This window comes from Paractinoplanes durhamensis, assembly GCF_016862175.1.
Taxonomy (GTDB): Bacteria; Actinomycetota; Actinomycetes; order Mycobacteriales; family Micromonosporaceae; genus Actinoplanes; species Actinoplanes durhamensis.
Map to the genome: position 1 here is coordinate 16014 of NZ_BOML01000056.1, position 19173 is coordinate 35186.

Annotated in this window: 14 protein-coding genes; 9 read left to right on the forward strand and 5 right to left on the reverse strand. The window is 70.4% G+C overall.

The window, feature by feature from the left end; all coding sequences use genetic code 11:
• The first annotated feature begins 22 nt into the window (after positions 1-22).
• A complete protein-coding gene (locus Adu01nite_RS33275) occupies positions 23-484 on the forward strand; it encodes a methylated-DNA--[protein]-cysteine S-methyltransferase (RefSeq protein ID WP_203732945.1) in 462 nt (153 codons plus the stop codon).
• Positions 485-553: 69 nt separating this feature from the next.
• Here Adu01nite_RS33275 and Adu01nite_RS33280 read toward each other — a convergent pair whose 3' ends face one another.
• The gene (locus Adu01nite_RS33280; RefSeq protein ID WP_203733325.1) at positions 554-1633 is read right to left on the reverse strand and encodes an inositol-3-phosphate synthase; all 1080 of its coding nucleotides are present in this window, start codon (positions 1631-1633) and stop codon (positions 554-556) included.
• Between the two features lie 20 nt (positions 1634-1653).
• Positions 1654-2256, reverse strand: a complete 603-nt coding sequence (locus Adu01nite_RS33285) for a PadR family transcriptional regulator (protein ID WP_203732947.1) — start codon at positions 2254-2256, stop codon at positions 1654-1656.
• 169 nt (positions 2257-2425) lie between these two features.
• On the opposite strand from Adu01nite_RS33285, the gene Adu01nite_RS33290 reads away from it, so the two are divergent.
• The 3 genes from Adu01nite_RS33290 (at position 2426) to Adu01nite_RS33300 (ending at position 7498) form a co-directional block, all read left to right on the forward strand.
• Complete coding sequence (locus tag Adu01nite_RS33290; RefSeq protein ID WP_203732948.1) at positions 2426-2893, forward strand: DUF5318 domain-containing protein; 468 nt, start codon at positions 2426-2428, stop codon at positions 2891-2893.
• Between the two features lie 381 nt (positions 2894-3274).
• On the forward strand, positions 3275-5812 hold the full coding sequence (locus Adu01nite_RS33295) for a transglycosylase domain-containing protein (RefSeq protein WP_239132879.1): 2538 nt from the start codon (positions 3275-3277) through the stop codon (positions 5810-5812).
• A gap of 153 nt (positions 5813-5965) precedes the next feature.
• Positions 5966-7498, forward strand: a complete 1533-nt coding sequence (locus Adu01nite_RS33300) for a glycosyltransferase family 87 protein (protein ID WP_203732957.1) — start codon at positions 5966-5968, stop codon at positions 7496-7498.
• A gap of 66 nt (positions 7499-7564) precedes the next feature.
• Here the strand turns inward: Adu01nite_RS33300 and Adu01nite_RS33305 are convergent, their stop codons facing one another.
• Positions 7565-10072 carry a hypothetical protein gene (locus tag Adu01nite_RS33305; protein ID WP_239132880.1) on the reverse strand — a complete coding sequence of 836 codons (2508 nt, stop codon included), beginning with the start codon at positions 10070-10072 and terminating at the stop codon, positions 7565-7567.
• Positions 10073-10096: 24 nt separating this feature from the next.
• Entirely contained in the window at positions 10097-10873 is a 777-nt protein-coding gene (locus Adu01nite_RS33310; protein ID WP_203732959.1) for a deoxyribonuclease IV, read from the reverse strand.
• Between the two features lie 111 nt (positions 10874-10984).
• Between Adu01nite_RS33310 and Adu01nite_RS33315 the strand changes: the two genes are divergently transcribed.
• The 5 genes from Adu01nite_RS33315 (at position 10985) to rplI (ending at position 13965) form a co-directional block, all read left to right on the forward strand.
• Positions 10985-11959: a hypothetical protein gene (locus Adu01nite_RS33315; RefSeq protein WP_203732961.1), complete on the forward strand. Its 975-nt coding sequence runs from the start codon at positions 10985-10987 to the stop codon at positions 11957-11959.
• Between the two features lie 326 nt (positions 11960-12285).
• The gene (rpsF, locus tag Adu01nite_RS33320) at positions 12286-12576 is read left to right on the forward strand and encodes a 30S ribosomal protein S6 (RefSeq protein WP_203732963.1); all 291 of its coding nucleotides are present in this window, start codon (positions 12286-12288) and stop codon (positions 12574-12576) included.
• A 65-nt stretch (positions 12577-12641) separates the two neighbouring features.
• Positions 12642-13226: a single-stranded DNA-binding protein gene (locus Adu01nite_RS33325; RefSeq protein ID WP_203732965.1), complete on the forward strand. Its 585-nt coding sequence runs from the start codon at positions 12642-12644 to the stop codon at positions 13224-13226.
• A 35-nt stretch (positions 13227-13261) separates the two neighbouring features.
• Positions 13262-13501 (forward strand): 30S ribosomal protein S18, encoded by a 240-nt coding sequence (gene rpsR / locus Adu01nite_RS33330; RefSeq protein ID WP_007073789.1) that lies wholly within the window; start codon positions 13262-13264, stop codon positions 13499-13501.
• A gap of 14 nt (positions 13502-13515) precedes the next feature.
• Positions 13516-13965 (forward strand): 50S ribosomal protein L9, encoded by a 450-nt coding sequence (rplI, locus tag Adu01nite_RS33335; protein ID WP_203732967.1) that lies wholly within the window; start codon positions 13516-13518, stop codon positions 13963-13965.
• A gap of 99 nt (positions 13966-14064) precedes the next feature.
• On the opposite strand, the gene Adu01nite_RS33340 is transcribed toward rplI, so the two are convergent.
• The gene (locus tag Adu01nite_RS33340; protein WP_203732969.1) at positions 14065-19092 is read right to left on the reverse strand and encodes a hypothetical protein; all 5028 of its coding nucleotides are present in this window, start codon (positions 19090-19092) and stop codon (positions 14065-14067) included.
• Positions 19093-19173 lie beyond the last annotated feature (81 nt).

The following is a 19173-nucleotide window of genomic DNA, read 5'->3' on the forward strand; positions in this document are numbered from 1 at the left end:
CCCCCGGAGCAGAATCGTGGGCATGTTCGTCATCGACTCACCGATCGGGCCGCTCGGCGTCACCGTCAGCGGCGAGACCGTGATCGGGGTGCACTTCGGCGCCCGGGTCGAGGCCGGGCCGGCCGATTCGCACCCGGCCGCCGATCAGTTGGCGGCCTACTTCAGCGGCGAGCTCACCGACTTCACCGTGCCGGTGGAGATGCACGGCGGCTCGGAGTTCGAGCGGGCGGTGTGGGGCGAGATCGCCAAGATTCCGTATGGCGAGATGGTCACCTACGGGGCGATCGCCACCGCGCTGGGCGATCCCGGCGCGGCCCGCGCGGTCGGCACGGCGTGCAACCACAATCCGGTCCCGGTGATCGTCCCCTGCCATCGGGTGGTCGGCGCCGGCGGCAAGATGGTCGGCTTCGGCGGCGGCCTCGACCGCAAGCGCAAGTTGCTCGAGCTGGAGGCCCGGGTCGCCCTGACCCGCGCCTGGGGATGAGAAAGAGCCCCGCCGGAGGCCGGCAGGGCTCTTCCTTACTTACTGCGCTGTCTTACTCGCGCGGTGTGGTCAGCTCTCGACCTCGCCGCGGATGAAGGCCTCGACGGCCTCCTTCGCGTCGTGGTCGTTGTACTGAACCGGCGGGGACTTCATGAAGTAGGACGACGCGGAGAGGATCGGGCCACCGACGCCGCGGTCCATGGCGATCTTCGCCGCGCGGACCGCGTCGATGATGACGCCGGCCGAGTTCGGCGAGTCCCACACCTCGAGCTTGAGCTCGGCGTTCAGCGGGGTGTCACCGAACGAACGGCCCTCGAGGCGGATGTACGCCCACTTGCGGTCGTCGAGCCACGGCACGTGGTCCGACGGGCCGATGTGCACGTCGCTCTTGATCATCTCGTGCGGGATCTGGCTGGTGACCGACTGGGTCTTCGAGATCTTCTTGGAGACCAGGCGGTTGCGCTCCAGCATGTTCATGAAGTCCATGTTGCCGCCGAAGTTGAGCTGGTACGTGCGCAGCAGTTCGACCCCGCGGTCCTCGAACAGCTTGGCGAGCGCGCGGTGCACGATCGTCGCACCGACCTGGCTCTTGATGTCGTCACCGACGATCGGCAGACCGGCGTCGACGAACTTCTGCGCCCACTCCGGGTTCGAGGCGATGAAGACCGGGAGCGCGTTGACGAAGCCGCAGCCGGCGTCGATCGCGGCCTGGGCGTAGAACTTGTCGGCCTGCTCGGAGCCGACCGGCAGGTAGGAGACGACGATGTCGACCTGCGCGTCACGCAGAGCCTGCGCCACGTCGACCGACTCGGCCGACGACTCCTCGATGATCTCGCGGTAGTACTGACCGAGACCGTCGAAGGTCGGTCCACGCTGGACCGTGATGCCGGTCGGCGGCACGTCGGTCAGCTTGATCGTGTTGTTCTCGCTGGCAACGATCGCTTCGGCGAGGTCCATGCCGACCTTCTTGGCGTCCACATCGAACGCCGCGACGAACTGCACGTCGGAGACGTGGTAATCGCCGAAGGTCACGTGCATGAGACCCGGAACACGGTCGTTCGGGTCGGCGTTCTTGTAGTACTCCACGCCCTGGATCAGGGACGAGGCGCAGTTACCCACACCGACGATGGCGACGCGGACGGAGCCCATCGCGTTTGCCTCCTTGTTCATCACGGCCGGTCCTCGTGCGGACGCGGGGTTTCGGGGGTGTCGAGCGTGCCGGGTGTTGCCGGTGCTCGGCCGGAGCGCTCATTGGTGATGAGCTCCTCCAGCCATCGGACCTCGCGCTCGCAGGCGTCGAGGCCATGACGTTGAAGTTCGAGGGTGTACGCGTCGAACCGTTCACCGGCTCGGGAGAGCACGTCGCGCAGGCCCTCGCGGCGTTCCTCGATCCGCCGGCGGCGGCCCTCGAGGATGCGCAGGCGGGTGGCCTGGTCGGTGCGGGCGAAGAAGGCGAAGTGCACTCCGAAGCCGGCGTCGTCGTACGTCTCCGGGCCGGCCTGTGCGATCAGGTCGGCGAAGCGCTCCTTGCCCTCGGCAGTGATCTTGTAGACAACCCGGCCCCGTTTACTGGTCATCGGGGGGATCATCGACGGATCCGACTCGGATTCGGTGATCCAGCCGGCCGCCTGCAGACGCTTGAGCGTCGGGTAGAGCGTGCCGTAACTGATCGCCGCTCGGATCGTGCCCAGCTTGGTGGCTAGTTCCTTACGGAGCTCGTAACCGTGCATCGGGTTTTCCTGGAGCAGACCGAGGATCGCCATGTCCAGCATCTGGCAGCCCCTCTCTGTGTCCCGATGTATCGGCCCGATACATCGCTACCGTAGATCGGCTGTTGGATGGACGCAAGGAAAACGGAAAGTGTTGCCGGTTACGCGACCGGCGCGCCACGCTGTGTGATGGCTGTCGCCGGTCCGGCGTGGACCGCGTACTCTCTTCGCCATGCGCACGCAGCGGCAGGTCGTCGACTACTCGCTACAGAAGCGAGCAGTGCTGCGTGACGTGCACAACGGGCGGGTCGGGACGCTAGAGGTGTGCGATGCCTCGCCGTACCTGAAAAGCGCTGCCCACTTCCATGGCGAGCCGACGGAAGAGCGTTGCCCGGTCTGCCGCCGAGACAATCTCACCCTCGTGCATTACATCTACGGCGATGAGCTCAAACAGTCCGCCGGGCAGGCCCGCAAGCTGGCCGAGCTCCCAGTCCTGGCGATGACTCTGCGTGAGTTCCAGGTCTTCGTCGTCGAAGTGTGCCGCTCCTGCGCGTGGAATCACCTGACCCAGCAGTACATGCTCGGCCGGGACGCGCTGAACGCCGACGAGCTTGATCGTGGCGAGGCTGTAGCCTCGTCCGCCGCGGGCCGCCACCGCGATTTTGGGTCGTCGTCACATCGATGGGAGGGCCGCGGATGACGTGGCTCGATCTCGCTACCGTGAAGACAACCCCGACCGACCCGGGCATCCAGCGCCGCATTCGGTCATTCATCACATTCGACAGGGCGGCTGCCGGGATGCAGCCCAAATCGTCCGCGCGTGGCGTCGTTGTCGGCGGGGGCCCCTCCAGGGCTCTCCCGATGTGCGCCCCGGCGACCGAGGTGTGACCGCATGAACTCGTACGGCGACCCGCAGTCCCCGCGCGCTCGGGCCAGCGTGCCCGGGTCGGGTGTCTCCGCGCCAGACGACGACCAATCCTCCGGCCGTTCATCTCCCGACGCGTACCGACGCGGCGGGACCGGCGGTCGTGCCTCTGTCGGCTCCGCTTCGGTGGGCTCGGCATCTCCCGGGCGTGCCTCGGTGGGCAGCGCCTCCGTCGGCAGCGCCTCGGTGGGCAGTGCCGCCGTCGGTAACGTCACCGGCTCGGCCCGGGTCGGCGCGCGTGCGTCGGTCGGGGCCGGCACCGGCTCGGTCGGTGGCCGGGCCTCGGTGGCCCGCGCCGCGGTCCGGCCGGGCCCCGGCTCGCCGGGCGGTCCTGGTGGTCCAGGCGGTCCGGGTGGTCCCGGTGGCACGCCCCCGACCGGCGGCGGCAAGGACAAGTCGAAGGCGGCCAAGCGCCGCCGGCGCACCAACATCCTCACGGCCGCCGCGGCCGTGGTGGTCATCATGCTCGGTGCCGGCGTCGTCGGCGGCACCTACTTCTTCGACGACGTGGCGCTTCCGCCGCCGGTCACCGAGAAGTCGTCGAACGTGATCCTCGACACCAAGGGCACCGTGATCGCCAAGATCGGCGAGCAGAACCGCACCGTGGTGCCGGAAGAGAAGATCAACGAGGTCGTCGAGTACGCCGTCGCCGGCGCCGAGGACAAGAACTTCTACAACCACCACGGCATCGACATGAAGGGCATCGTCCGCGCCGCGTGGAACAACTTCACCGGTGGCGCCACCCAGGGCGCGTCGACGATCACCCAGCAGTACGCGCGGCACGCGGCCGACCTGAAGGCCATCAGCATCAACCGCAAGCTGCGTGAGGCGGTCATCGCGCGCAAGCTCGAGTCGCAGTACAACAAGCAGCAGATCATGGGCATGTACCTGAACTACGCCGACTTCGGCGAGGGTCGGTACGGCATCGAGGCCGCGGCCCAGGGTTACTTCGGCAAGTCGGTGACCACGGCGGCCGGGCAGAAGAACGCCGTCACGCCGTACGAGGCCGCGGTTCTTGCCTCGATCATCAAGCAGCCCTACAAGACCGGCACCCACCCCGGGTACGACCCGAACGACAACATCACCAACGGCAAGGTCGGCGGTCCGGCCTTGGAACGTTGGGAGTACACGATGAAGAACATGCTCGACATGGGCTGGATCTCTCAGGACGTGTACAACAAGCGGGTCTACCCCAAGGTCAAGCCGCGTAGTGCGAAGACCTGTACCACCTGCGCGCAGGACAAGCCGGTCGGCATGATCATCCGGCACGTCATCAACGAGCTGACCTCCTACGGCATCGACGATGCCGCGTACGAGCAGGGTGGTCTGACGATCACCACCACGATCGACCCCGGTGCGCAGAAGGCGGCCGAGGAGGCGGGCTCGCGCAACAGCGCGGACTCGCCGATGCACGGCCGGCCGGCCAGCTATCAGGCGGCGGTCATCGGCATCGACCCCAACAACGGGCGGGTGCTCGCCTACTACGGCGGTGACAAACCCGCCGGCTTGGACTACGGCGGCTACATGGAGTCCGACGGCTCCAAGATCAACGGTGGCCAGTCGCCCGGCTCGACCATGAAGATCTACACGCTTGCGGCCGGCCTGCAAGAGGGCGTCTCGTTCGACAGCATCTGGAACGGCGAGCTGAAGCGGAGAAACGGCACCGAGATCAGCAACGCCGGTGCCGACCCTGGCAAGGTCTGTGGCGGCAAGATCAAGTATTGCGATCTCGAAACCGCGACGATCAAGTCCTACAACTTCCCGTTCTACTGGATCGCCGACACGATCGGTCGCACCAAGGTCATCGCCGCGGCCAAGGCCGCCGGCGTGAAGCACCTGATCACCGACGTGAAGCCCGGCTTCCCGAACGGCGAGATCGTCGACCTCACCAAGACCGACAAGTCGACTTGGGAGAAGTCCGGCTACTTCGACAACGAGGTCGCCTTCGGTCAGTACCGTGTGGTTCCGCTCGAGCACGCCGAGGGCGTCGCCACCATCGTCAACCAGGGTGTGCACCACGCGGCGCACTTCATCCGCCAGGTGAAGCGGATCGACCCGGAGACCGGCAAGACGGCGATCGTCGGCCAGGAGAAGTCCGGTGGTAACCGGGTCTTCGGCGCCGATGAGATGTCCAACCTGTCGGCGGTCATGAAGAAGATCGTCGAGGTCGACGACCGGGACCTGAAGGGCGGCCGCGAGGCCATCGCCAAGTCCGGCACCTGGGAGTACAACGAGGGCAGCGGTGACTGCTGGTTCGTCGGCGGCACACCGCAACTGGCGGCGACGGTCTGGGTCGGTGGTGCGACCAAGAAGGTCGAGTTGAAGGAAACCACCGGCAAGGACATGTTCGGCGCCGGCACCCCGTCGAGGATCTGGAAGATGTTCCTCGACGCGGCGAACAAGGCGATGGATCCGAAGGTCGAAGACTTCCCGACTCGGGTCAAGACCGGTGACGCGTCCAAGTTCGGCAACGGCGAGAAGCCGCCGGAACAGCCCACCAACGACTGCGCCCTCGCGCTGATCGGCCTCGGCTGCCCGACCGACGGCCAGAACAACAACAACGGCAACAACAACGGCAACAACAACGGCAACAACAACGGGAATGGCAACGGGAACGGGAACGGCAACACCGGGACCGATACCGGTGGCACCGTGACGTTCCCGACTGCCGGGGCAACAACCGACGGCACTTAGCCGGATTCCCGCCAGTAGTCTGTCCGGCGCGCGCTCCTCGGAGCGCGCGCCGGTTCCGTTTCCGCAGGTCGCCGACGAGGCCCATCGACACGTGGCGACCCGAAGGTGATCGGGCGCACGTCCTCTGAGGTTCTTAAGGCATGATGCGTTGTCATGAGCACGCATCCGCCCGAGGACATTGACCGACCCGATGCTCCGAGCGCTGCGGCGACCGGCGACGGATTCGTCCGCGGGTTGTCCGAGGCGATCGGCGGGCCGCTCGGTTCACATGCCGTGCAGCCGGAAGCACGGCGCGGGCGGTTCTGGACGGCGGCGCGGATCATCCTGGCGCTGACGTGCATCACCCTGGCGTTCTCCTGGGTGCAGAAGTCGCCCTGCCAGACCGGCGACTGGCAGAAGAACATCCAGTACACACGGTTCTGCTACACCGACGTGCTCGCGCTGTACTACGCGGAGGGTCTCAACGACGGCAAGGTGCCGTACAAGGACCACCAAGTGGAGTACCCGGTGGTCACCGGTTACTTCATGGGGGCGCTCGGGCTGCCGGTGCATGCGTACGGGGTGAAGCACCCGGCGATCAACCAGGGTCAGTGGTTCTACAACGCGAATGCGCTGGTGCTCTCGGCGCTGGCGGTGGCGACCGCGGCGGTGATCCTCGCGCTGCGCCGGCGACGACCCTGGGACGCGGCGATCTTCGCGCTGTCGCCGATCATCTTCTTCACCGCCACGGTCAACTGGGACTTCCTCGCTATCGGCCTGGCCGCGATCGGCCTCTATCTGTGGGCCAAACGGCGGCCGGTCTGGGCCGGTGTGTTCTTAGGGCTGGGTGCGGCGGCGAAGCTGTGGCCGCTGTTCATCCTCGGCCCCATCTTGATCTTGGCGCTACGGTCGAAAACCATCCAGAAATGGGTCTGGGTCGCCCTGTCCACCGTCCTGACCTGGATCGTGGTCAACTTCCCGGTCTGGTACCTGTGGCACGACAGCTGGCTGCGGTTCTTCCGGCTCAACAGCGAGCGGCCGATCGACTGGGGCACGTTCTGGTATGTCGGGCGTTATCTCGACGGCAAGTGGCACAACGGCGCCGAGGGTGACCAGGGTCCGTTCCAATGGCTGAGCAACCACGTGCCGACGCTCAACTACGTGACGTACGGGCTGTTCGGGCTGGCCTGCGTCGGGATCGCGGTCCTGGCCCTCGCCGCACCCCGCCGCCCGCGCCTGGCCCAGCTCTCCTTCCTGGTCGTCGCCGCCTTCCTGATCTTCAGCAAGGTCTGGTCCCAGCAGTACGTTCTGTGGCTGCTGCCGCTGATCGTGCTGGCCCGCCCGCGCTGGGGAGCGATCATCGCCTGGACGGTGGCCGAGTTCGGCTACTTCACCGCGTTCTACGCCGAGCTCCTCGGGGCGGGCGGTAAGGCGGTCATCCCGGAGGGCACGTTCGTGCTGGCCGCGACCCTGCGCATCATCACCGTCGCGGTCCTTTGTGGCCTGGTGATCCGCGAGATCTGGCGGCCCGAACTGGACGTGGTGCGACAGACCTATGCCGACGACCCGGACGGCGGGCCGCTCAACGAGCCGGATGCCGACTGGGTCGGCAAGCTGCGGCGTTCGCTCGGTGTCGGCCGCAAGTCGAAGGCGGACGCCGAGGCAGCACCGCCGGCCGAGCCGCTGCCGGCCGAAGTCACGTCCTAGCCGTTCCCGCCTTCACGAAGGGCAGCCGACCGGGGTCGGCTGCCCTTTTCGTTTGTGCGTGCCGGCTCAGCCTGGCTGGGCCGCGAGAGCGCGCTGGCCGGGCTGGGTCGGGAAGAGGTCGCCGCCCGGCTGGGTGGGCTGGATGGTGCCCGGCTGGGTCGGGAAGACTTCCTGACCGGGCTGGGTGGTGCCGCCGGGCTGCTGCGTGCCGGGCTGCTGCGTGCCGGGCTGTTGGGTGCCGGGCTGTTGGGTGCTGTTCTGGTCCGTTGCCGGCTGGGTCAGGCGGAACAGGACGGCGTCGTCCAGGTCCTCCCGGGTGATGCCGAGCGAGTCGACCGGGATGTCGCCTGCCCGTTCCCACGGCGTGCCGGTCACGTAGTCGCGCAGCAGCAGGACCGTGGTGATGCCCTCGGAGCGCAGGTAGTCGACGCTCGCCTGGTCAGGGAACGTGGTGGCGATGCGGCGCAGGTCGGCCTGGCGGCCGGCGGCGAAACCGCCGGCGCCGTTGGCGATCTGCTGGAAGCGGGTCGTGGACCAGAGCATCACCATCTGATCGGTGAGCTCGGCGGTCGGCAGGACCAGCATCGGGCCGGTGACCGTACGCATCGCGGCCGGCTGGTCGGGGACGATCGGATGGGTGGTGGAATTCCAGCCCTCGACCAGCACCAGCACCAGCGGGATCAGGGTGGCTGTCCGCAGCCATGGGCCCGGCCACGGCGGGATGCGCAGCTCGGCCCAGTGATCGGCACGGCGGACGAACTCGGCCACCGCACCGGCCGCCAGCACCGCCAGCAGCAGGGTCGCCCAGAGCATCAGGCGGCCGGGGATCCGGGTGCCGAGCGACGCCGGCAGGTGACCGAAGAGCGGCAGATAGGTCCAGCGACCCTCGAAGAAGTTGGTGCCCAGCGCCAGGATGATCGTGCCGGCCAGACCGGCCAGCAGGAACAGCCGCTGCCAGAGCGTCCAGATGGAGAAGGCCAGGCCGGCCAGCGCCAGGGCGTAGAGCACGAAGCCCGGCAGCAGCGACATCTCGGCCGGCCAGCTCAGCGACGATCGCGGCACGGCGTGGGCGCCGCCCCAGACGCGCGACTCGGCCGGGCCGATCAGCAGACTGCGCAGCGGCGGCGAGAAGAACCTGATCTCGGCGGTGGCGGTCGCCGTGCCGCCGGTCTTGAAGTAGGGCAGGGCGATCACCGCGGCGATGCCGGCCACGATCAGCGGGCCGAGGGTGTCGGTGATCAGTAGCCGCCAGCCCAGCACCGGGCGCTCGACCGGCCGCCGCCACCAGCGGATCGGCACCCGGACGAGCAAAACGAGAAGGATCAGGCCGAGCACGCCGAGGAACGGCAGGCCGAGCGAGAAGCCGAGGCTGACCTGCCAGGCCGCGATCAGCCAGCCGGCCGCCGCCCAACCGGCGCTGCGGTGGGTCGGCCGGAAGCCGCGCCGCATCGACCAGCCGTGCCCGCGGGCCAGCATCGCGAGGGCGAGCGGGATGCCGCCGGCCGAGATGATGTCGAGGTGGCCCTCCTGGGCGAGCCGCCACGGCGCGTACGCGAAGGCGACCGCGGCCACCGCGGCGCCGGTGCGGCCGGCACCCAGCTGGCGGACCAGGGCGTAGGCGCCGATCAGCAGCAGCGCGTGGGCCAGCACGAAAAGGATGTTGTAGCGCAGCGCGGCGGCAAGCGGGCCCTCGCCGATCATGCCGGCCGGGGCGTAGCCGAGCAGGCTGTCGCCGAAGGCGAAGCTGTTGACCTGGCCGAAGAACGCGTTGGACTGCCACAGCTTGACCGGGTCGGTGAGCAGGATGTGCCCGCTCCAGGCGATCTGCCAGGCCTGCCGGGCCGGATCGCCGAGATCCTGCGGGAGGGTGTGCAGCGGGTACTGCAGGGTCGGCCAGGTCAGCGCCACGGCGACGGCCAGGGCGATGTAGGTGACCACGGCGTACTCGTGGATGAGGGCCCGGCCGACGGCGCGCAGGGCCCGGCGCAACCGGCCGGGGCCACGCTCGGCGGCGGTGGCGAACGCCGTCCACGGGTCCGGTGGGGCGTGCGCCGGACGATCGCTGGGCAGCGGTTCCTTGAGCTTGACGCCCGGAGTGGCCACATCGGACGACGGACCGGCCGCGCTCTTCGCGGCGGCCGCCAGGGCACCGACCGGGGGTGGCGCGGCCTGTGCCGGGATCTTGGGAGCGGCGGGAGCCGGTGCCGGCCGCTTGCCGAAGACCAGGAAGCGTCGCCGGCCCGTCCGACCGGAATCGGTCACGGCCGGCTGGGTCAGCGTCTGCGAGGTGGCCGGGACGTCCGCGGCCGCCTTGTCGACCAGGGCGGCCCGAGCGGCCTCGGACATCGGACGCGCGGAGCCATCCGGCAGCTTCGCCGGTGGGGTTGCCAACGGCTTTGCCGGCGGCGACAGGTCACCCTGCCGCGTCGCCGCCGGTTTCTCAGCAGTGTTCTCGGCGCTTTTCTCCGACGCCTTCTCCGACGCCTTCTCCGACGCCTTCTCTGGGGCTTTCTCGGGAGCGCGGGGTGCGGGCGGGCTGGGGGCCGTGGGCTGCTTCGGCTGGTCGGTGGTCATGGTCCTCCCCGTTAACCAGGCGCGTCAGCGGCTCGCCCGCTCCCGCAGGAGGGCGATGTCGGCGGTCTGCCCCTCGGCCCCGCCCGGCGTCTCGACGACGGCGGGCGCTCCGGAGGCCCGGATCGCGGCCACCACCAGCTCCGGGTCGATCTTGCCATTACCGAGGTTGTCGTGCCTGTCCTGACCGGAGTCGAATCCGCCCTTCGAATCGTTGGCATGGATCAGGTCGATCCGGCCGGTGATCGCCTTGACCCGGTCGACGATGCCGACGAGGTCTTCGCCGCCGGCGAACGCGTGGCAGGTGTCGAGGCAGAAACCGGCGCCGAAGCCGGCCACCGCATCCCACAGGCGGGCCAGGTCGTCGAAGCGGCGGGCACACGCGTTGTCGCCGCCGGCGGTGTTCTCGATCAGGATCGGGAGCGGAAGGCCGCCGTCCTTCTCCGCATACTCGAAGGCCTTGCGCCAATTGTCGAAGCCGGCCGCCAGATCGGCGTCCTTGCCGACGTGGCCGCCGTGCACGATCAGGCCCTTCGCGCCGAGCTCGGCCGCGGCCCGGGCATGGGCCATGAGCAGCTTGCGGCTCGGGATGCGGATCCGGTTGTTGGGCGACGCGACGTTCACGATGTAGGGCGCGTGGATGTAGATGTCCACCTCGGACTCGCGCAGGGCCGCGGCGTCTTCTCGCGGTTTGGGGGATTTGTAACCCTGCGGGTCGGTCAGGAAGAACTGGATGGCGTCGGCACCGCGGGCGGCGGCCGCCTCCAGGGGATCGGTGGGATCAACATGAGCTCCGATGCGCATGGGAAGAGACTACGGCCCCGGTACGACAGTCCGGCCCGGCGCGCGTCACCGCGCCGCCGCGGACCTCGTTAGCCCTCATCGAGACCTTGCCGGCCGAACTGGGAGATGGTCATGTCGCGGCAGTTCCGATACCGGGTCACAGCGTTGGCACTGGGGGCGCTGATCTTCGGGGCGCCGCTGATGATGAACGGGACGGCGAGTGCCGAACAGCTGGACGAGGGTGGCCGGCAGGTGACCTTCGGTGGCGGCGGGTTCGTTGCTCTCAACTGTCGTTCGCATCCCGACGTCGAGTCGATGGTGGTGCCGCCCGACAGCATGGTGCGGGTGGTCAACCGGACCGGCTACAGCGCGCAGCTGCAGCTGAGTGGGGACACGAAGGGCACGCTGCCGGACGACGCCGCGACCGACGTGGTGTTCCGCCGGGGAACCACGGCCGTCACGCTCAAGCCGAACTGCCCGCTCGGCGAGGACGTCTCGCCGCTGATGGTCACGGCCTCGCCGTCGGCGTCGGCGGCGATGCCGGACCCGACCCCGGTGCCGTCCGGCGGCGACTCGAGCGCCCCGGCCGCCGCGTCGTCGGACTCGTCGGACGCGTCGTCCGGGGCGGTCACCAACAGCACCCTGTCCGATCCGGCCTCGACGGCGGCGCGGCCCGGCGGGTCCACGAAATCGGGTCATCGCGGGGTGCGGAGGCCGGGGCAGCGGACGTCGGCGGTCACCCCGGCGGCGCAGGGCATGCCACATGGCGGCGGCACCGCACGGATCAAGACCAAGACCGTGGCGGGTACGCCGGGAAGCCCGGACCCCGCGTTCGCCGGTATGCCGCCCGGCGACCAGAAGACGCTTGTCACCGACGTACCCCAGCTTGATCTGGAGCCGGTGACGCAGCAGGCCGTGCCGGCGGCAGTGAGCCCGCCGTCCACCGAGATCGCGGCGGCGGAGCCGGTGGCAGCGACGGTGCCGATGCGGCAGTCCACGCCGATCGGACTGCTCGGGTTGATCGCGGCGGTGTGCGTGATGGGGGTCGGTGCGGCAGCAATTCGGGCAATCGTGTCGCAGCGTGCAAACCGGGCAAATATGGCGTAACGTTGTCATCAACAAGCTCCGCGGGGCGGCCGCGTCCAACCTCATCGGTGTGGTCGTTCCTCCCCAGGTCCCACCCAGCGAAAGCGGATCGGGCGCCCCGCGGCTGAACGGAAAAGGACCCCGTCGGCGGACGGGGTCCTTTCGTGTACGTGCGATTTGGGCAGGTCGGCCCGCCTGGGTATGCTTGCTCGGTTCGCAGTGCCTTCGCCGTGGGCAGTTTTGGTCCCACGGCCCTTTTGTGGGGTTCGACGGAGCATTGCGAGCGACACAAGACCTCCTGCCACGGAGAGACCGTGGCCGCAAAGCCCACAGGAGGTGAGAACGTCTTGCGTCATTACGAACTCATGGTGATCCTCGACCCGTCGCTCGAAGAGCGCACGATCGCCCCGTCGCTTGATCAGTACCTCAAGGTGATCACGAACGCGGGTGGCTCGGTGGAGAAGCTCGACGTCTGGGGCCGTCGCCGGCTCTCGTTCGAGATCAACAAGAAGGCAGAGGGCATCTACGCCGTCGTCGACCTTCAGGCGACCCCCGAGGCCGTCGCCGAGCTGGACCGTCAGCTGCGGCTCAACGAGAACATCCTGCGTACCAAGGTCATCCGGCCCGAGACCCGCTGAGCCTCGTTTTTGTCAGGGGGTTCTGAGAACCTCCTACGAACGAGAACAGCGGCGAGGAGTAGATCATGGCAGGAGAAACCGTTATCACGATCGTCGGGAACCTCACCGACGATCCCGAGCTGCGCTTCACCCCGTCGGGTGCGGCGGTTGCCAAGTTCCGCATCGCGTCCACGCCGCGGACCCTGGACCGTCAGTCAGGCGAGTGGAAAGACGGCGAGCCACTGTTCCTTGCGTGCAACATCTGGCGTGACGCTGCCGAGCACGTCGCCGAGTCGCTGCAACGCGGCTCACGGGTGATCGTGCAGGGCCGGCTGCGCCAGCGGTCTTACGAGACCCGCGAGGGAGAGAAGCGCACCGTCTACGAACTCGAGGTCGACGAGATCGGCCCGTCCCTGCGATACGCCACGGCGAAGGTGCAGCGGATGAACCGTACCGGCGGCGCTGGGGGTGGCGGCTTCGGCGCCTCCAACGGCGGCGGTGGCGGTGGCGGTGGGGCCGGCACCACCCGGCAGCCCAGCAGCGGCGGTAGCGGCAGCAGCAGCGGTGGCGGCGGAGGAAACTTCGACGACCCGTGGGCGACGGCAGCTCCGGCCCAGGGCGGCCGCTCCGGCGGTGGCAGCTCCTCGTTCGACGACGAGCCTCCCTTCTAGCCCGTAACGGGCTGCAACGAGTTCAGGAGTAAGCAATGGCTAAGGCTGCGGCGCTTCGCAAGCCGAAGAAGAAGGTGAACCCGCTCGACAAGGACGGGATCACCTACATCGACTACAAGGACACCGCTCTGCTGCGGAAGTTCATCTCCGACCGGGGCAAGATCCGTGCCCGCCGGGTCACCGGAGTGACCTCCCAGCAGCAGCGGCAGATCGCCCGAGCGGTTAAGAACGCCCGCGAGATGGCGCTCTTGCCGTACACGGCGACGGCGCGCTGAGGAGGGTCCGGGACATGAAGATCATCCTCACCCAGGAAGTGTCCGGTCTCGGCACTCCCGGCGACATCGTCGAGGTCAAGAACGGCTACGGCCGTAACTACCTGCTGCCCCAGGGTTTCGCGATCCAGTGGACCAAGGGTGCCGAGAAGCAGGTCGTCGTCATCAAGCGGGCGCGTGACGCCCGCGAGATTCGCGACCTGGGCCAGGCCAACGAGGTCAAGGAGCAGCTCTCCGGCCTCAAGGTCACGCTGAGCGCGCGTTCCGGCAACGGCGGACGCCTGTTCGGCTCGATCACCCCGGCCGAGATCGCCGACGCGGTCAAGGCCGCCGGCGGGCCGTCGCTGGACCGTCGTCGCCTCGAGCTGCCGGGTCACATCAAGACCACCGGCTCGTACAACGTGCAGGTCAAGCTGCACCCCGAGGTGACCGCGACGTTCCCCGTGAACGTGGTGGCCGCCAAGTAGTTCCGCGATTCATCGCGTCGACGGCGCGTCGGGCTTCGGCCCGGCGCGCCGATCGCTTTCCCAGCTGATCCGCTGCGGCCGGTCCTTTTGGCCGGTCTTTCAGCTGAGGCTGTTGCCGGTGATGGCCGAGGCCAGCACCGTGGCCAGGCCGCCGCCGACGACCGCGGCCGCCAGGCCCACGCTGATCGCCTTCCACGAGGTGCTGAACTTTCGCAGGCCGACCGCCACCAGCACGCTGAGCACCAGCGAGGTGAGGAACTGCGGGGCGGCACCCGACAGCGTGTCGAGCGCGTGCGACTTCGAGCCGGTGTCGACCACCAGCATGTAGATGATGAACAGGACGATCGGTACGCCGTACCAGATCACCGTGTAGCCGACCGCGGCGAGCGGGCCACCCGAGTCCTGGTCATCCTCCTCGTCGTCCGGGTCGAGCAGGTCGCTCTTCCGGATCGTCGGGAAGCTGCCGGTCACCGGCCGTCGTTCGTACGAGCCGGTGGAGCTGCTCTGGAAGCCGCCGGACCACTGCGGCCGGCCGTCCCGCTGCTCGCGCGGAACCGGCGAGATCAGCGAGGTCGACGTGGAGGATAAGTTTGAGGATTGCGCGACGGCGGCTGAGCCGCTCGACCGAAAGGGCACGTAATCCGAGGTGCCGTAGCGCCGGGACTCACCGTCGGCGAGATTGCTTTGATCGGCGAGATCTCGGCGCCAGTCGTCGGCGCCGCCCTCCCGATAACCGGCTGAGCCGCGACCGGATTCGGGGTCGTCGGTCAGCCGCCAGGAACTGAGGTCCTTGTTGGCCGGCTCACCCAGAGTCCAGGACGGAGCCTCGGCGGCCGCGTCGAATCCCCGGCTCTGCCGGCTGCTCTCGGGGTCGAGGTCGCGGCGCCAGTCGTTCGCACCCGGCGGTTCCTCGGCCCGTCGGCGGCCGGCCCCGTCCGGATCCAGGTCGCGGCGCCAATCGTCGGCACCGGCCGGTTCCTCGACCCGTCGGCGGCCGGCGGCCTCGGGGTCCAAGTCGCGTCGCCAGTCGTCGGGGGGCGCGGCTTCCTCGGGTCTGCGGCGGGTGCCGTAGGGGACGCCGCTGCGCGGGGCATTGCCGGGCGCGCCGTAGGCGACGCCGCTGCGCGGTGCGTTACCGGGTGCGTCGAAGGCAACCGCGCTGCTCGGAGCGGCGCTCGTCTCGTCCACATAGGCGCGACCGCTGGGCAGTTCACGGCGGGCGGTGCCGTAGGTCGGACCGCTCGCGGGCGCGGCCGCACCGCCGTAGGTCGGGCCGCCGGCCGGGGGGCCGCCGAACGCGGTGGCGTCGTCGGGGCGGGAGCGGCCGCTCGGGAGCTCGCGACGCGGGGAACCGTAAGCGGTGCCACTCGTCGGGGCGGCGCCGCCGTAGGTCGGTCCGCCGGCTGCGGCACTGCTGCCATAGGTGGAGCCGGCTCCACCGCCGTAGGTCGAGCCCGCTTCGCCGCCGTAAGCCGAACCTGACCCGCCGTAGCTGGGACCGCTGGTCGGGGCGTTGCCGTAATCGGCGGCGCTGGGCAGCGCCCGGCGCGGACTGCCGTAGGCGGTGCCGCTGCGCGGCGCGTTGGCCGGGGCGTCCGAGCCACGGCCTCGGCCGCGCTCCGGGTAGTCGGGCTCGTCGCGCCCGGGATAGCCGGGCTCGCCGCGATCGGGGTAACCGGGCTCGCCGCCGGGGTAGCCGCGTTCCGCACCGCCGGGGTAGCCGCGATCTTCTCGGCCCCGGTAGCCGCGTTCGTCCCGGTCCTGGTAGCCGGGCTCGCCGCCGGGCGGCGGGGAGCCGTAGGGCATCGCGCTGCGCGGCGCGCTGGATGGCATCGCGCTGCGTGGGGCACTGGATGGCATCGCGCTGCGCGGAGAGCTTGAAGGCATGGCGCTGCGCGGTGCACTGGACGGGCCGCCGTCCCGGCCGGGCGGAGTGCGCCAGTCGTCGTCCTGGTCCTGGTCGCGGCGGTTTCCGCGTCCACCGTCGTCCGAAGCGGACGGTCCGGCCGGGAGGGCGAGGCGCGGCGGGTTGCCGTGGTTCGTCGACTCGCGGCGGGAGGCTTCCTGGCGCCACGCCTGCACGCGCGGGTCGTCGTCGGAGCGGCTCCACTGGCCGGTGTCGGGGTCGCGGGTCCAGCTGCTGGTGTCGGGCTCGGCGGCCCATGAACCGGTGTGCTCGCGCCAGTCGTCCCGCACCGAGTTGTAACGGGCCTTGGTGCCGTCGGCGGAACGCGGACCATCCGCGGGCGGACGCGGACCACCTGCGGGCGGACGCGGTCCATCCGGGCGGCCACGACGACCGCCCGGGCCGGCCGGGCCACTGCGAGCGTCGGCGCCACCGCGGTCGTCGTCGGCGAAGCGTCCGGACTCGGCCGGGTCGACCTCGGCCCGGCTGCGCCGGCGGCCGACGCCGGTGGACGACACGGCGGCGTCGGCCGGATAGCCGGCCGCGCCGCGGCCGAAGCCACCGCTGGGTTGGTCGGCCGGGCCGCCACTACGGCCGAAGCCAGGCTGATCAGTCGGCGCCGCGCCACGGCCGAAGCCGCCCTGGTCGGCCGGACCGACACCACGACCGATTCCGGTCTGGTCCGCGGGCCCGCCGCCACGGCCGAAGCCGGGTTGATCAGCCGGTGCTCCGCTGCGACCGAAGCCGCCTTGGTCAGCGGGGCCACCACCGCGGCCGAAGCCGCCCTGGTCGGCCGGGCGGGCACCACCGTCGAAGCCGTTCTGGTCGGCCGGGCGGGCACCGCGGCCGAAGCCGGCCTGGTCAGCGGGGTTTCCGCCTCGGTTGAAGCCGCCCTGGTCGGCGGGGCCACCACCGCGGCCGAAGCCGCCCTGGTCGGCCGGGCTGCCACCGCGGCCTAGGCCGCCCTGGTCCGCTGGGCCGGCGCCGCGGGCGAAGCCGCCAGTGTCTGCCGGCCCGGCGCCGCGGCCGAAGTTGCCCTGGTCCGCCGAACCGGCACCTCGGCCGAAGCCTGGTTGGTCCGCGGGAGCTGCGCCGCGGCCGAAGCCGCCCTGGTCTGCGGGGCCGCCGGCACGGTCGTAACCTGCCTGGTCCGCGGGGCCGGCACCGCGGCTGAAGCCGGTTTGGTCGGCCGGACCTGCGCCGCGGCCGAAGCCGGGTTGATCAGCCGGGGCCGCGCCACGGCTGAAGCCTGCCTGGTCAGCCGGGCCACTGGTGCGGCTGAAGCCGCCCTGGTCGGCGGGGGCTGCGCCTCGGTTGAAGCCTGCTTGGTCTGCGGGGCCGGCGCCTCGGCTGAAGCCGCCCTGGTCGGCCGGGCCGGCGCCTCGGTTGAAGGCCGCCTGGTCTGCCGCGCCGTCCCGGCCGTAGCCGGTCTGGTCGGTGCCGCGGCCGTAGCCGGGCTGATCGGCCGGGCGGGCGCCTCGGCCGGGCTGGTCAGCGGGCCGGGAACCGCGGCCGAAGCTCGAGGTGGGGGCGGAGGCGGGCGGCTCGACCGGGTAGCCGGCCGCGGCGCCGCGGCCGAAGCCGGTGGTCGGAGCGGCGGGCGGAGGCTCGGTGGGATAGCTCGCGCCGCGGCCGAAACCGGTCGTCGGCGAGGAGGCCGGTGGCGCGTCAGCCGGGTAGGCGCCTCGGCCGTAGCCGGTGGTCGGAGCGGCCGGCGGCGGGTCGGCCGGGTATGCCCCACGGCCGAAGCCCGTGGTCGGCGCGGCGGCCGGCGGGTCAGCTGGGTAGGCGCCGCGGCCGAAGCCGGTGGTGGGGGCGGACGCCGGTGGGTCGGCGACGTAGCCGCGTGGTGGCGCGGCGGGCGGCTCGGCAGCGTAACCGCGTGGCGGCTCGGCTGCGGACGGCTCGTCGGCGTAGCGGCTTCGGCGCGGGGCGGGGGGCGCCTCGGCGGCGTGGCCACCTGGGCGGTCGTCGTAGCTGAGCGGCATCGGCACCGAGACGCTGCGGGAACTTGGTTCGTCGCGGCGGGAACGGCGACCGGGCTCGTCGTAGGCGCCGGCGCGATGGCCGGCCTGCTCGTCCGGCGTCGAGGGCAGGGAACGGCGACCGGTCGATCCGTCATGCCGGCCGGTGCCGGTGCGAGTGCCGGTGGACCAGGGCGGCGTGGTGGTGGACGCCGGGTCGGCGAACAGCGGGATGTTGCCCGTGTCGGTGTGACCGGCCCAATTGTCGGAATCGGAGCGCGTGGCCCAACCCGTACCCCCGGAAGGGCCTGAACCACCCTCGGGGGCCCGGCGGCGCCCGACCGGCGGTGACCCGGCACCCGGATCCGCGTCTCGCCGCCAGGCGGCGCGGTCGTCCTCGCGCACCAGGTGGCGTCCGTCGTCGCGTGGGGTCTGCCAGCTCGGTTTCTCGGTGACCGGATCATCCATCCGCAGCCAGTCGGAGATGGACTCCGAGTCGGGCGCAGCGCCGGTCGACGCGGCGCGGTTGTCGGCCTGATCATTCCAGGTCGCGGTGCCCTCGATCGCGTCCCGCTGCCAGGGCTGGCGACGACCGCCGTTCCAGGTCGGCTGCTCGGGTTTCGGATCGACGAGCTGCTGCCAGGAGGGGGAGCTCTCGGCGGGCGGCCGCGGCGCGGGCTGCTGCCGGGACGGCGTCTGCTGCCAGGAATTGTCGGTGGTCGGCGACGTGAACTGCTGCCACGCTGGGCGCGGCTCGGCCTCCTCGGGGGCCGACCACGGCGTGTTCGAGATGGCCGGCTGGGCGGCCGGGGTCTCGACGGGTGGCTGGTAGGAGCTCTCGCCGCCGGTCTGCCAGGCCTCCGTGGTCGAACGCCAGCCGTGCGAGCCGGTGGTGGACCGCCACTCGGTGGTCTGCCGCCAGCGTGCGCCCGCGGCGCGCCACTCGGCGGTCTCGCTGCGCCAGCCCACCCCGTCGGCCGGGAAGGCGGGGCGGCCCTTGGCCACGTCGGACCAGCGGCCGGTCGGCTCGACCGCCTGCGACTGATCGGACTCGGTCTGCTGCGCCCACGCGTCGGCGCGGCGCTGCCAGGCGAGAGCCTCGGCGCTGGGCTCCATGCTGCCGGTGTCGGTCAGTGATGCCCATTTCGGCTCAGGATCGGAAATATCGGTGCGTTCCGGACTCTGGGCGGGCCACGGCTGCGCCGCGCGGCGATCGCGCGGCATGCGAGCGCCGTAGTCCCATTCCCGTTGGTCCACCCAGAAAGCGTGACGTGCAAGTGTCCGAACCGCAACGCCTCCGGGCGATGGCTTGCTCACGCGGGGCTTCTTTTTCCATCT

What these genes read in the sequence shown, in the direction of transcription:
- Adu01nite_RS33315 (WP_203732961.1), top strand. Translation starts at nt 10,985, where the DNA reads ATGTCGCGGCAGTTCCGATACCGGGTCACAGCGTTGGCACTGGGGGCG.
- Adu01nite_RS33310 (WP_203732959.1), bottom strand. Translation starts at nt 10,873, where the DNA reads ATGCGCATCGGAGCTCATGTTGATCCCACCGATCCCCTGGAGGCGGCC.
- Adu01nite_RS33290 (WP_203732948.1), top strand. Translation starts at nt 2,426, where the DNA reads ATGCGCACGCAGCGGCAGGTCGTCGACTACTCGCTACAGAAGCGAGCA.
- Adu01nite_RS33325 (WP_203732965.1), top strand. Translation starts at nt 12,642, where the DNA reads ATGGCAGGAGAAACCGTTATCACGATCGTCGGGAACCTCACCGACGAT.
- rplI (WP_203732967.1), top strand. Translation starts at nt 13,516, where the DNA reads ATGAAGATCATCCTCACCCAGGAAGTGTCCGGTCTCGGCACTCCCGGC.
- Adu01nite_RS33305 (WP_239132880.1), bottom strand. Translation starts at nt 10,072, where the DNA reads ATGACCACCGACCAGCCGAAGCAGCCCACGGCCCCCAGCCCGCCCGCA.
- Adu01nite_RS33300 (WP_203732957.1), top strand. Translation starts at nt 5,966, where the DNA reads ATGAGCACGCATCCGCCCGAGGACATTGACCGACCCGATGCTCCGAGC.
- Adu01nite_RS33285 (WP_203732947.1), bottom strand. Translation starts at nt 2,256, where the DNA reads ATGCTGGACATGGCGATCCTCGGTCTGCTCCAGGAAAACCCGATGCAC.
- rpsR (WP_007073789.1), top strand. Translation starts at nt 13,262, where the DNA reads ATGGCTAAGGCTGCGGCGCTTCGCAAGCCGAAGAAGAAGGTGAACCCG.
- Adu01nite_RS33275 (WP_203732945.1), top strand. Translation starts at nt 23, where the DNA reads ATGTTCGTCATCGACTCACCGATCGGGCCGCTCGGCGTCACCGTCAGC.
- Adu01nite_RS33280 (WP_203733325.1), bottom strand. Translation starts at nt 1,633, where the DNA reads ATGGGCTCCGTCCGCGTCGCCATCGTCGGTGTGGGTAACTGCGCCTCG.